Source organism: uncultured Anaerococcus sp. (assembly GCF_963510575.1).
Classification (GTDB): Bacteria; Bacillota; Clostridia; order Tissierellales; family Peptoniphilaceae; genus Anaerococcus.
The window spans coordinates 15,023-28,787 of the sequence record NZ_CAUPFR010000009.1; the positions used below are offsets into that span (position 1 = coordinate 15,023).

Below are 13,765 nucleotides of genomic sequence, written 5' to 3' on the forward strand. Positions count from 1 at the left end.
ACGCCTCCTATACGTCTATATCTGTAACGTACTTGGCATTTTCTTGGATAAAGTTACGTCTAGGTTCTACCTTTTCTCCCATTAATAGTGAGAAGGTATCGTCTGTTGTTGTAGATTCCAAGTCTTCTTCCACTCTTAAAAGCACTCGCCTGTCTGGATCCATAGTTGTTTCCCAAAGCTGTTCGGCGTTCATCTCACCAAGACCCTTGTACCTGTTTATCTTGAAAGCTGCATCGCCTAGCTCTTTGATATACTTATCCTTTTCGTCATCGGAATACACATATCTTTCCTTCTTGCCCTGGCTAATCCTGTATAAAGGAGGGAGGGCAACATAAACGTGGCCTTCGTCGATTAAATCTTTCATATACCTGTAGAAGAAAGTGAGCAGGAGGGTCCTAATGTGAGCCCCGTCCACGTCCGCATCTGTCATGATGATAATCTTGCCATAGCGGAGTTTTGATATGTCAAATTCCTTGCCAATACCTGTACCAAAGGCTGTAATCATATTTTTTATTTCTTCTGAGTTTAAAACCTTGTCTAGGTGGGCTTTTTCTACGTTCATAATCTTGCCCCTAAGTGGGAGGATGGCTTGAATCCTATTGTCCCTACCACCTTTAGCAGAACCACCCGCAGAATTACCCTCGACTATGAAAATTTCATTTTCAGAAATATCTGTTGATTGGCAGTCGGCAAGCTTGCCTGGAAGGGTTGCAGAATCTAGGATTGACCTTTTTCTTGTAAGGTCTCTCGCCTTTCTAGCAGCTTCTCTCGCACGCCTACTTGCAAGGGACTTGTCAATTATAGCTTTGGCTGGCTTTGGATTTTCCTCAAGGAAGGCTGTGAGGTGTTCTGATATATAGGAATCCACAACTCCCCTTACCTCAGAGTTTCCAAGCTTAGACTTGGTTTGGCCTTCAAATTGTGGGTTGGAAATTTTTACAGAAATAATTGCTGTAAGGCCTTCTCTGATGTCCTCACCTTGGAGGTTATCTTCATTATCTTTCAAGAAATTATATTTTCTAGCATAATCATTTACAGACCTTGTTAGGGATGACCTGAGGCCTGAAAGGTGGGTACCACCCTCTGGGGTTTGGATATTGTTAGCATAGGATAGGATATTTTCGCTATAGCCATCTGTGTATTGGAAGGCAAATTCTACTTCTATGCCTTCTTGGCTACCGTCAAAGTGTGGGACCATCTCCATGATTGGGTCCTTATTCCTGTTTAAAAAGCTTACAAATTCAGAAATACCACCTTCGAATTTAAAGGAAGTCTCAAAATTTTCCCTTTCGTCTTCAAAACGGATTTCTACTCCCTTGTTTAAGAAGGCCATTTCCCTAAACCTATTTTCTAGGATTGACCTTTCGAAAATGGTTGTGTCGAAGATTTCTGCATCTGGTTTGAAGGTGATTTTTGTACCTGTTTCTGTGGTATCTCCAATTACTTCTATGTCCTTGGTTACTTCGCCCCTTGCAAATTCCATTTTATAAATGTGGCCATCTCTTTTTACTTCTGCTATGAGGTATTCTGAAAGGGCGTTTACTACTGATACACCAACGCCGTGGAGACCTCCGGAAACCTTGTAGGCTGAGTCATCGAACTTTCCACCTGCATGGAGGACTGTTAGGACTGTCTCAAGTGTTGACTTGTGAGTTGTTGGGTGTTCCTTTACAGGGATTCCCGATCCATCATCTTCTACACTTACGACATTGTCCTTGCTTACGGTTACCTTTATGTAGTCACAACGACCAGCTAGGGCCTCATCTACTGAGTTGTCCACAACCTCGTAAACCAGGTGGTGGAGTCCTCTTGAACTTGTTGAGCCGATATACATACCAGGTCTTAGTCTAACGGGTTCTAGTCCCTCCAAGACCCTGATATTACCAGCATCATAATTGTTTTCTGTCATATTTATCCTTTCTAATTCTGCCATCCGAAATGTAGGAAATCTTATCAGCTGGAACATTTTCCAAACTTTTTGTATTGGTTGCTGTGATTATGGTTTGGTAGTCGGACAGATTTTCCAAAAGAAAGAGACTTCTTTTTTCATCTAGCTCCGAAAACACATCATCAAGCAAAATCACTGCCCTATCGCCACTTATCTCCCTGACAAGCTTGACTTCAGCAAGCTTTATATTTATAATCGCCGATCTTTGTTGGCCTTGGGAAGCGAAAAGCCTGGTGTTTTTTCCGTTGATTTTGATTATTACATCATCTCTGTGGATGCCAGCTTGGGTACTTAGGTATCTTAGGTCCTCATCTCTTTTTTCTAAAAATTTCTCATAATATTGGTCAAAACTTTCGGCGCTTATATCCGGTAGGTAGGCTATTTCTAGCTTTTCCTTACCAGCTGTGAGGGCTGTTTGAAAGTCGTTAGCGTATTTTTCTACAAATTTCACAAACTTTAGCCTTGCCTTGTATATCCTATAGCCTTCCTTGACTAGGGACTTATCAAAGGCATCGAGTTGTTCCTTGAAATATGAGGATGTCCTATTTTTAAGTAGTTTATTCCTAGCAAACAAAATCTTATCGTAGTCTTTTTTTACCCTTGTGTAGGAAAAATCTATGGAGCTGATTATTTCATCCAACAAATCCCTCCTGAGGTTGGGGCCTTCCTTGATAATATTGAGGTCCTCCGGGGTAAACAAGACTAATTTAAAGAGTGATTTTAAATCTTTGTTCCTCTTATATTCTACTTCATTTACAAAAATATTCTTATCAGTCCCCTCAACCCTGATTAGGACTTTCTTAAAGGATCTGCCCTTTCTGATTGTGCCAGAAAGCTCCATCCTATCCTGGCCAAAATTTATTAGGTCCTTATCCCTTAATTTTTTGAAGGATGTGGCGTTGGCAAGGTAGTAGCAAGATTCAAGCAAATTTGTCTTGCCCTGGGCATTGTCTCCGATAAAAATATTTATCGAGTCGTTAAAGGTGACTGACTCGTAAAAGTAATTTCTAAAATTGTATAATTTAATATCCTGAATCCACATTATTTAATTATTATTTTTACACCATCAAAGACGATTTCATCCCCTGGGTGGATTTTCTTTCCTGCTATATAACAAGGTTCGTCATTTAAAAGGACGCCTTCTTCCCTTATTATATGCTTGGCAAGACCCCCTGAAGGGAGTAAATCAGTTGCCTTTAGGAGGTCTTTAAGCCTTATTTCACTTGTTTTAAATTCTATAATTTCCATAATTTTACCTTGCTAGCCTTACTGGGAGAACCAAATAAGTATAATCCTCGCCCTCGTGTTTAGAATCTGTTGGGTAAATCAAACATGGATTTAGGCTGGATTTGAAATTTAGTTTTATTTTTTCGCTATCACAAGCCTTAACCCCGTCTTGCATGTATTTGGCATTGAAGGCTATATCTAGGCCTTCGCCATCTTGGTCTATTTCTATTACTTCTTTTACATCACCGATTTCAGAATTAGACCTTAGGGTCATAGCCCCTTGCTCGATATTAACACGAATTAAATTTGCCCTGCCTGGGTCAGATAGAACTTGGGCTCTGTCTAGGGCTGCTGTTAGGGCAGATTTTTCTACTATTACTGATGTTTCTGAGATATCGTTAATTATATTCCTGTAGTCGATAAAGTTTTTATCAATTACCTTGCATAACATAGTAGTGTCTTCAGATACAAACATGAGGTCATTTTCATTTCTATATAAAGATGTTTTGCTTTCATCTGATACAATCCTTGACCATTCTAAAAGTGACCTTTTCGGGATAATGTATTCTGTATTTTCAAAATCTGCTGGATATTCTAGCTTGATTTTTTTTAAGGCAACCCTGTAACCATCAAGGGCTACCATATTTAGGCTTCCTTCCCTAAGTTCAAACAAGATGCCAGTTAGGGCTAGCTTTGTTTCATCAAGTGTAGTTGCGAATTCTGTTTGACTTATAGACCTTTTTAGCTTGTCGTTGTCTACTATAAGGGCTAGGGTATTTGGAATCTTGATTTCTTCCTTGTCGAAATATTCAAAAGCAACTAGGTTAAAATTAGATCTCTTGCAGGAAATCTTTATTTTTCCACTTTCTAATTCTATCTTTACTAGTTCATCTGGGAGTTTCCTTATAATATTTGTAATTAGGTCGGCTTTTACTGCCATAACTCCTTCTTTTATGATTTTGGCATCAACTAGGGTTTTGATTGAGATTTCCCCATCAAAAGAGGTCATTGAAAGTCTATTATTTTCTGTAGAAAAGTATATTAATTCATGGATTTGTATATTGGTAGATTTGGATACGGCTCTGTTGACTATGTTTAAAGCCTTCATTAGTTCTTTTTGCTTAATTTCAAATTTCATGCTATCTCCTTAACTATTATTTAAACTTAGTAGTATTAGTAGTAGGTCCTGTATATATGTGGATATCTTTCGAATGTTTGTATTTTTAAAGCTTTGTCTATGTTTATAAGCTATGGATAAGCCAAAGGAAAAATCCTAAGTTTTCCACACTTTACCCAAGGCTTTTTTGCAAGGCAAATCAAAAAAAGTTATAAACATACTTACCCACAGACTTATGCCCAATTTAGTCCTTAATTTCCTTAATTAGGATATCAATTTCGTTTTTCAAATCTTCATCTTCATCCATCAGATCTGTTATCTTATCTATGCCGTGGATGACAGTTGTATGGTCCCTATCAAAGGCGTTAGCTATTGTTACAAGAGAATCATCCAGGAGTTCTCTTGATATAAACATGGCTATTTGCCTTGGATTTACAATTTCTTTTTTTCTGGACTTGCCCTTTAGGTCGGCAAGTTTTACATTATATTTATTGGCAACTGCCTGTTGGATATCGGCTATGGTTAGCCTTTTCTTTTTGTTTTTGACCCTAGTGCCTACGCCCTTTATGGCATCTTCCATTGATACTTCGATTCTTCCATCACTTTTTGCATAGGCGATGGCTGTTGAAAGGGCTCCTTCCAGGTCTCTGATATTGGTATCTATCTCTAAGGCTATGTAGGATAAAATTGAATTATCAATAATAGCTCCCAAATCTTCTAGTTTTTTTTGGAGTATTGCCACACGGGTTTCATAGTCTGGTCTTGATATATCGGCGATAATACCATAGTTAAACCTAGACACCAACCTATCTTCCAGGTGTTTTATTTCTCTTGGTGGCTTATCTGAGGTGATAACTATTTGTTTGCCGGCATTGTAAAGGTCGTTGAAGGTGTGGAAAAATTCCTCTTGGGTCGCTTCTTTGTTGGCTATAAATTGGATATCATCTATAAGAAGCACATCTGCTGAGCGATATTTTTCCCTAAATTCTTGGTTTTTATTGGTTCTTAAGGCAGCTATCATTTCATTGGTAAATTTTTCGCTAGATAGGTACATGACATAGGCATCGTCCCTGGCTTCTAGGATTTGGTGGGCAATAGCTTGGATAAGGTGGGTTTTGCCAAGACCACTTGATCCGTAAATAAAAAGTGGATTGTAAACCTTGGAAACATCGCCCCTTGATATGGTATCTGCAACAGCTTGACTAATGCCAAGAGCGTATTGGTTGGACTTGCCTTGGACAAAATTTTCAAAAACATTTGCTTCTTCTAGTTGAGGTTTAGGGAAAGACTTAACCTTGTCTATTCTCATTTGTCCGTCCTTGTCATAGTCCTTGCCCAAGGTTAGGATTTTTTGGTAATTCTCCCCATCTTTTGCAATTACTTCTACTTTCAAAGCTCCACCGATTTTTTCTGCTATTTTATCAAGAGCATCTTGGAGTTTAGCCTTCCAAATTCCTTCAAAAATAAAAAGTGTATCTTTTTTTGGAATTTCTAGGTAAAGGACGCCGTTGTATAAATTCAAAGGTTTTAAAATACCAATCCATGTGTCAAATTGTTGGTTATCGCTCACATGCATTCGCATTTCATTTTTTAATTCATTCGTAATGAATTCTAGATTCTTCATCTATGCATTCCTTTCTTGGGTCTTATCCACATAAATTTTGCTTTGTAATTTTAAGCTTTGACTTAAAAAATTAGACCTTATCCCCAAAATTGGGATAAGTTGTGGATAAGTTTCTTGTTGATAAAATTTGTCTTGATATTTTAAGATTTGATTAGGGATAAAATTTTATTTTTACCAAAATCATGGATTTTATCCACAAGTTAAAGGCAAATTTACCTTAAAACTATAGTTTTACCCCTACTTTTACACATCTAATCTTACCATAAATTAGCCATTATTTCAACTTATCCACAAGTTCTGGACAAAAATATGGATAAGTCTAAAACAAGAAAACAAGGCAGGTAAAAATTATTGTTGATATGTGGATAAGTGTGTGTATTTATTAAATATTTGTATAGTCGAAAATATATTTTCCCTATTTTCTGTACTTATCCTAGAAAACTTATCATAATTTTAAAAAAATATACATATGAAATTTTATCTTCATAAATTGTGGAAAAGAAAAAATCCCCAAAGATATCAACATTAAATATTTATTCCGAAAATCCAAGGTAAAAAGGATAATTATACCAAATCCACCCTGATTTTTATTCATCAGTTAAGATAAAAATAAAATCCTATCTATAACCTATAAAAAAAACAAAATAATCTTGACAGATAAGCTTATTTTCAATATAATAGTTAGAGTCAAAATTTATTAGGAGGTGTAAATATGAAAAGAACCTATCAACCAAATAGAAGAAGAAGAAAAAAAGATCACGGTTTTAGAAAAAGAATGTCTTCTCCAGGTGGAAGAAGAGTACTTAAAGCCAGAAGAAAGAAAAATAGAAAAAGACTTTCAGCTTAATCCCTTAAGAAGTAATTAATTAATGGAAAAAAGATTAAGCCTAAAGAAAGATAAAGACTTTCAAAAAGTCTACAAAAAAAACTTTGCATGCTATAATAGAGATTTCACAGTCCTTGTCAAAAACAACGAGCTTAAAAGCCCGCGTTTTGGCTTTACCATAAGCAAAAAAGTTGGCAAGGCCCACACCAGAAATCAATTAAAAAGAAAACTTAGAGAGATAATAAGGATAAACTATAAAAACCTCAATGGGGTCGATATAGTAATAATCCCCAAAAAACATACCACAGAATTTGACTACCAAAGACTAAAATCCTCTCTAGGTCACGCCCTAAATCAAGCATTTAGAAAAAAGAAGATATACTATGCTAAATAAAGTTTTTATAAAAGTGATAAGATTTTATCAAAAATTCATTTCTCCACAATTAGGCCATGGAAAATGCAAATACTACCCAACTTGTTCCAACTATGCCCTAGAGGCATTCAGGAAATACGGGCCAGTTAAAGCTTTTTTTATGTCTTTGTGGAGAATTTTAAGATGTAATCCATTTTCCAAGGGTGGCTACGATCCAGTAAAATAAAAATACCCCAGATAATACCACAGATTAAAACGGAGAAAATATGTTTAATTTTATAGCGACAATACTCGGTAAGCTAATGAGAATTATCTACGATAACCTCGCCAACAGCCTAACCGAACCAAAAACCATAAGTTTTTATGCAATAGCAATTATAATAATGACCCTGCTTGTAAGCTTAATATCAATACCAGTAACCATATCAACCCAAAAGCAAGCAGAAAGAACCAGAGCCTTTAAGCCAAAAATGGACGAAATCCAAAAAAAATACGGATACGACCAAAAAATCTTGCAACAAAAAATGCAACAACTCTACAAAGAAGAAGGCGTAACACCAGGACTATCAGGATGTCTACCAATGATAATCCAACTACTAGTCCTCTTTGGACTCTTTGCCATGATGAGAGATACAGGAAAATTTGTATTCCCAGAAGGCATGGACCACATCAGAACAGACTTCTTCTGGGTACCAGACCTACTAAAAGCAGATCCACTATGGTACGGCCTTCCACTACTAACATCCCTATCCCAACTGCTAACAACTCTATTCTCAATGAAAACAAACCCACAACAACAAACAGCAGCCATGGGAAGCATGAATACAATGATGTTAGTCCTACCCCTAGTATTTTTCTTCACCTTTAGACAATTACCAGCAGGACTACCACTCTACTACACCCTATCATCAGTATTCAGATTATTAATAATGGTAGTAATGCACTTAGCAATGAAAGGTAAAAAGGTAGAAGAAAAATGAAAAAATCATTAACAAAATCAGCCAAAACAGTAGAAGAAGCAGTAAAACTCGCCCTAGAAGAAATAGGCAAACACAGAAATGAAGTCACAGTAGAAGTCCTAGAAGAAGGAAGTGGTGGATTTCTAGGCCTAATCGGAGGCAAAGACGCAGTAGTAAGAATATCCTACGACGAAGACATGGACAAGGTCCTAGAAGATCTAAAAAATGAAATCCAAGTAGACTCCCTAAAAGCAGTAGAAAAAGACTACGACATCAAAAAAAGAAGCGAAGAAATCAAAAAAGAAAAAGGCATCCCAACAGAAAAACCAATCAAAGAAGAAGCCAAAGAATTGGGAGAAACCATCAAAGATAAACTCGAAGAAATCGAAGACATCATAGAAAAAGAAACAGACGAACTATTTGAAGATAAGGACGAAAAAGACTCAAAAGAAGTAGAAGACATCGAAGAAACAGAAACAGAACAAAGAGACTACGCCCTATCCAAAAAACGTTCGAACATAGATAACTACTACAAAGCCAAAGAACTTCTAGAAGAAATCCTAAAAGCCATGCACTTTGAAAATGTAAGCGTAATAGGCAACCTAGAAGGCTCAATCATAAAACTAGACGCCAAAGTAGACGAAAGCGACACAGGCATCGCCATCGGCAAAAATGGAGCAAGCCTAGAAGCAATCGAATTTATCGTAAGAAAAGCCATCGACTCAAGAAGCAACAACCTAAGAATCAACGTAGACATCAACAACTACAAAAGACGCAGAGACGAAAAAATCGTAAGACTAGCCAGGGAAACAGCTCAGAAAGTAGCCCAAAGCGGAAAATCATGGAACCTAAGATACATGAACTCCTACGAAAGACGTCTAGCCCACGAAGAAATAGCAAAACACAGAAACGTAGAAAGCCACTCCGAAGGCCGCGAACCACAAAGATACGTAGTAGTAGACTACGTTGGAGAATAAAAACAACAAATGAGTATCCGAAAGGGTACTCTTTTTTGTGGGAAAATTCAAATAAATGTTAAAAGTGATTAAGATTTATAAATTTCTATTATTTTAGCAAATAAATCGATTGGTTCCATTTCCAAAGCATAAGCTAATTTTATTAATAAATTTAAACTTATCATATTGTGGCCTAATTCAATACTAGCTAAATGTCTACTTGATATCCATTGTTCGTTATTAAACAAGTTTTTACTAGTTGTTTCGATAAAATCATCTCTATTTTTGTAAGAATCTCCTAAACTCATCCTTATCTTTCTTAGATATTCACCTATAGAAACCAACTTTTCATCATATTTTTTTCTTCTACTCATTTCATATACCTTAAATTATGAACTATAGTTCATTTACAAAATCTTAATATAATTATATAATATAAATAGATCAAAGCAATAGCTTTAGATCGAAAAATAATAAAAATAGGAGTAAAAAATGGAAAATAAATTTACGTTCAAAGTAGAAAGTATCAGAACAATGTCATCACCTAACAAGATTAATGGTATTAGTAGTGAAGATTCAGAAACATTATATTACCTAATGGTAAACATGAATGATTTACCAGATGATCTTCCTTTAGATGTTAATCCTAGACGACAAAAAATGACAACTAATGTAGCAAAAAAAATTATTGGTGCAGTTTTGGATCCTGAAACTGATTTCCATATAAATAATAGAGGTATTGTAATATCTGCTAAAGAATTATCTTTTAATACGGTCAGCTCTGAAGTTACCATATCTTTAGGAGAAAAAGGTAATGAAGATGATTTGGCTAGCTATGGAATTTTGGATGGTGGTCACACATACAGAGCAATTATTAATAATAGGAATAAAATTTCTCCTGATCTACAAAAGTTTGTTAGAGTGGAAGTAATTACAAATGTGCAAAATATTTCAAGATTATCTGATGCTAGGAACACATCTGTTGAGGTATCAGATTTAGCATTATTTAACTTGGACGATAAGTTTGATTTAATTAAAGAGTCCATTGCAAATGAAAAATATAGTGATGATATAGCATACAAGGATAATGAGCCTAAATCAATACATGTATCCGATTTATTAAGACTGATGTTTGCCTTTGACATAGAAAAATTTGAAGATGACTCTACAGCTCCAATCCAAAGCTATTCAGGAAAATCTCAAGTATTTAAGAGATACAAAGAGGCATACGAGACAGACTTTTATAAAGAATTAACTAAAGAACTTCCAAAACTCGTAAATTTATATGACAAAATTGAAGTTGAATTAGCAGATAAATATACAGCATATAAGAATAATGAAGGAGTTAAAAATCCAAAATTTGGCTTAGTTAGAGGCGTAGAAAGATTAAACAAACCAGGAAAATCTTATTTTTTATCAAATCAAATCGATTACTCTATATCATCTGGATACTTATATCCGATATTTGGAGCCTTTAGGGCTCTTATAAAATACGACAAGGATCAGAAAAAAATAAAATGGTTGTTCGATCCAATAAAAATGTGGGATGAGATTGGACATCTTCTTGCTCAAAATATATTTAATACTAGTAACAATCCACAATTAGCAGGAAAAGATAAACAGCTTTGGTTATCAACATATAGAATTGTAGAAACTCAAAGCTTGAGAAAACTTCTTGACGAGAAAATGAAAAAATAAATCAATATAAACCTAAAAGGAGTAGAACTTAATTGATAATTCTATTCCTTTTTTTATTTTAGTTTACTAATGATATTTATTAGTGAAGATTGATTTGTAGTGGAATAATTATAATAAAACATATTGTTAAAATATTATATAAATGTGATATAATAAAATCATCTCCTAGTAAAGGAGGTGATTTTTATGGAGATAGTAATCTTTCTTTTGGAAAATTTAGTTTTTCCCTTGTTAGTTGCTTTGCTTGCTATTTGTATAGATCAGCACTGTAAAAACAAGTAAAAGACAAGGCAGTAGTTCGTACCTACTGCCTTTTTTAATGTCTCTGATTCTCATGGAGAATCGTAATCTTTCTTTTCCTTGATTTGTGTCAAGGGCTTTTTTGGCGATTTAAGAGGTGGCTTCTCTTACGTTTATTATATTTATTATTGTATTTTTTTCAAGTCAAAGCCCAAATTGGAGAGCTTTCTAGAGTAATTTTTGTTTCTATGCCCTTCCTTCATACCTATTTAATCTCTTTATTATATCTACTATTTCCATGGCTTGACCTTTGTTTTGGTTAAATACTTGGCCTAGTCTGCCTATGGATTTAAATGGGTCTTTCTGTATTTCTTCTAATTCTAGGTAGCCGTTTTTTTCAAAGTATGCCATTATTGTTTTGATAAAGAGAGATTGTTGGTTATTTAATTCGTATTTGTTGAAGATTTCTTCGAAATTTTTCCTGATTTTTTCCTTATCTAGGCCTACCAAACCTCTTAGGATTTTGTAGATTGGGTCTTTTCCATAAAATTTTTCGTAGTCATCTTTGCTGCCTAGGTCTTGCCAGAGGATTTTTTCTAGCTTTTTGAAGTCCCTTTCATTTAGCTCTTGGTTGGTGTAAATTTTTTGAAGGACCTCATCGTCATGTGCCTTGGCCTTGATATAGGCCTCGAGCTTTTGATTATAAGGCCTTAGGTCTACAGTGTTTATATTTTGGGTGGTTGGTTCTTTGACTTTTAGTTCATCTTCTATATCTATATAATATTTTGCTTGAACTGGCTTCTCAATTAGGGGTATCAAATCCCTTAGGTCTTTTCTTAATTTTTCTAGCAAGAGGATTTCGACCCTATCCTTAAAGTCAGGCTGGAGAATTTGATTAATCTGGTCAATTTTATCGCCGACTTTTTTTAGATTTGCTTGTTTGGACAAGCTTTCGGCAGTATTTACCAGAATCCTAAACCTCTTTTGGCTTAGGCTTCCTGCAAGGAGGTCAAGCTGCATTTGGACCATGTTTAGGTCAAATAACTGGCTTAGGACATGGCTTTTATCCTTCATTATTAGGTCTGAAATGTGGTCTTTGATATTTTTTATATCGATTGGCTCAAGGTCTGCCCAAGCCTCCTCGTGCCTGTATTTCATCACATATTCACGGTTCATTATTACGTCGTAGGCCTTGTCGTTAAGGGCTCTTATCTTATTCAAGGAGTCTTTTACGAGTTCATCCCTATAGGTCTGGTATTTTTCATCTCCATAATTTTTATCTTGCAAATGCATAATTATTTCTATTCTGGTATTGAAAATTTTGGCTGTGAGGGATTTTTGGATTGGTGGCTCGGGAAGTTTTTCGCCCCCACCAAACCTTTCAAAATTGCCACCGTAGTCAAAGATTAAAAAGTGTTCCTTATTCCTACCTGGACCAAAAAGGTTTGGGCAAAGTCTGGTTCCCCTACCGATCATCTGGGAGAACATAATCTTAGAATATAGGTCCTTAAAAAATACCAAATTTACAACCTCAGGCACATCTATACCTGTATCTAGCATATTTACAGAGATTGCAATCTGTGGTAATTCCTCTTTGACAGAAAATTTGTCGATTAAGTCCTGGGCGTAGTTTATATTGTAGGTAATAACTCTGGCATAGTCGGGACCCTTTTGTGGGTAAAGGGCATCAAATCTTTCCTTAATCAAATCGGCATGGGTTTGGTTTTTTGCAAAGACTATTGTTTTTCCAATATCATCTCCACTACCAGTCTTAATCCCATTTTTCATGAAATGATTGATGACCTTATCAACTGTATCAATATTGAAAAGCCAATTGTTAAAGGCAGAGCCGGCTACATTTATATCCTTGGCATCTTCTCCAAAAATTTCTTCGAGAGCTTTCTTCTCATCAGGACCGAGTTCATTATATCTAAGCCCATTTGTAGGCAGTTTTAATTTTGCCTCTATGGCATAATAATTAACCAAGTATTTGCTTTTTATGGCCTCTTCTAGGCTATAAGCATAGGTTGGAATCTGGTTTTCTAGTTTAAAAACATCATAGGTATTCTTGTCTATATCATCACGAGGAGTCGCAGTTAGGCCAACCACCCTGGCATCGAAATAATCAAATATCGCCTTGTATTTCTGGTAGATGGACCTGTGGGCCTCGTCAATTATAATTAGGTCAAAATATCCAACAGTAAAGACCCTCTCTCCCTTTTCGTCAAGGAGGTCATCTATGGAATTAATCATAGTCTGGTAGGTCGAAAAAACCATCCTAGAATCTCTTATAAATTCAGCCTTGTCCCTCTTAGCCTCTGTGAGACTTGTCACAGAGAGATTTGGTAGGAGTTTGGCGAAATTTTTCTTGGCTTGGTTTACAAGAGCTGTCCTATCTGCCAAAAAGAGAATATTTTTTGTCCAAGATGCCTTGGTCAAAATGTCAACAATGGCTATAGCTGTTCTAGTCTTGCCAGTTCCTGTTGCCATCACCAAAAGAACCGCCCTTCTCTTTTCCCTAAAGGCATCAATACTCGCCCTAACAGCTTCCTTTTGGTAGGACCTGCCGGCAATCTTATCGTCAACCCTATAGTCAGCGAGATTTGCGCCTATCTTTCTCCTATCCATCAGCCTTTGCAAGTCTTCCTGGCTATAAAAACCGGACACCATCCTCTGGCTGTCATCGTCCACAAAATATGTGGTAAAGCCATTGGTAAAGAAATAGAAAGGACGTCTGCCATATTGGTTTTCTAGGCAAGATGCGTAGAGTTTTGCCTGGTGCGACCCAACTCTGGGA

At 36.0% G+C, this 13,765-nt stretch carries 13 protein-coding genes; 6 read left to right on the forward strand and 7 right to left on the reverse strand.

Features of this window, described 5'->3' with window-relative positions; translation table 11 throughout:
* Positions 1-7: 7 nt before the first annotated feature.
* The 5 genes from gyrB to dnaA all read right to left on the reverse strand — a co-directional run bounded on the left by gyrB (position 8) and on the right by dnaA (position 5,916).
* The gene (gyrB, locus tag RQ907_RS01660) at positions 8-1,933 is read right to left on the reverse strand and encodes a DNA topoisomerase (ATP-hydrolyzing) subunit B (RefSeq protein ID WP_399522231.1); all 1,926 of its coding nucleotides are present in this window, start codon (positions 1,931-1,933) and stop codon (positions 8-10) included.
* A complete protein-coding gene (recF, locus tag RQ907_RS01665) occupies positions 1,890-2,990 on the reverse strand; it encodes a DNA replication/repair protein RecF (RefSeq protein ID WP_311491670.1) in 1,101 nt (366 codons plus the stop codon). The genes gyrB and recF overlap by 44 nt, the downstream gene beginning before the upstream one ends.
* Entirely contained in the window at positions 2,990-3,196 is a 207-nt protein-coding gene (locus RQ907_RS01670; protein WP_311491671.1) for an RNA-binding S4 domain-containing protein, read from the reverse strand. The genes recF and RQ907_RS01670 overlap by 1 nt, the downstream gene beginning before the upstream one ends.
* Positions 3,197-3,200: 4 nt before the next feature.
* Entirely contained in the window at positions 3,201-4,313 is a 1,113-nt protein-coding gene (gene dnaN / locus RQ907_RS01675) for a DNA polymerase III subunit beta (RefSeq protein WP_311491672.1), read from the reverse strand.
* A gap of 223 nt (positions 4,314-4,536) precedes the next feature.
* Positions 4,537-5,916: a chromosomal replication initiator protein DnaA gene (dnaA, locus tag RQ907_RS01680; RefSeq protein WP_311491673.1), complete on the reverse strand. Its 1,380-nt coding sequence runs from the start codon at positions 5,914-5,916 to the stop codon at positions 4,537-4,539.
* A gap of 712 nt (positions 5,917-6,628) precedes the next feature.
* On the opposite strand from dnaA, the gene rpmH reads away from it, so the two are divergent.
* The 5 genes from rpmH to jag are packed head-to-tail and all read left to right on the forward strand — an operon-like array spanning position 6,629 to position 9,051.
* Entirely contained in the window at positions 6,629-6,763 is a 135-nt protein-coding gene (gene rpmH / locus RQ907_RS01685; RefSeq protein ID WP_209772810.1) for a 50S ribosomal protein L34, read from the forward strand.
* A 22-nt stretch (positions 6,764-6,785) separates the two neighbouring features.
* A complete protein-coding gene (gene rnpA, locus RQ907_RS01690; protein ID WP_311491674.1) occupies positions 6,786-7,136 on the forward strand; it encodes a ribonuclease P protein component in 351 nt (116 codons plus the stop codon).
* A complete protein-coding gene (gene yidD, locus RQ907_RS01695; RefSeq protein ID WP_311491675.1) occupies positions 7,126-7,341 on the forward strand; it encodes a membrane protein insertion efficiency factor YidD in 216 nt (71 codons plus the stop codon). The genes rnpA and yidD overlap by 11 nt, the downstream gene beginning before the upstream one ends.
* A 40-nt stretch (positions 7,342-7,381) precedes the next feature.
* Positions 7,382-8,095 carry a YidC/Oxa1 family membrane protein insertase gene (locus RQ907_RS01700; RefSeq protein ID WP_311491676.1) on the forward strand — a complete coding sequence of 238 codons (714 nt, stop codon included), beginning with the start codon at positions 7,382-7,384 and terminating at the stop codon, positions 8,093-8,095.
* A complete protein-coding gene (gene jag, locus RQ907_RS01705; RefSeq protein WP_311491677.1) occupies positions 8,092-9,051 on the forward strand; it encodes an RNA-binding cell elongation regulator Jag/EloR in 960 nt (319 codons plus the stop codon). The genes RQ907_RS01700 and jag overlap by 4 nt, the downstream gene beginning before the upstream one ends.
* Positions 9,052-9,119: 68 nt before the next feature.
* Here the strand turns inward: jag and RQ907_RS01710 are convergent, their stop codons facing one another.
* Positions 9,120-9,404, reverse strand: a complete 285-nt coding sequence (locus tag RQ907_RS01710) for a hypothetical protein (protein WP_311491678.1) — start codon at positions 9,402-9,404, stop codon at positions 9,120-9,122.
* 118 nt (positions 9,405-9,522) lie between these two features.
* Between RQ907_RS01710 and RQ907_RS01715 the strand changes: the two genes are divergently transcribed.
* A complete protein-coding gene (locus tag RQ907_RS01715; RefSeq protein ID WP_311491679.1) occupies positions 9,523-10,728 on the forward strand; it encodes an AIPR family protein in 1,206 nt (401 codons plus the stop codon).
* A 486-nt stretch (positions 10,729-11,214) separates the two neighbouring features.
* Here RQ907_RS01715 and RQ907_RS01720 read toward each other — a convergent pair.
* Positions 11,215-13,765: DEAD/DEAH box helicase family protein (locus RQ907_RS01720; RefSeq protein ID WP_311491680.1), on the reverse strand; the 2,551-nt coding region annotated here is incomplete at its 5' end.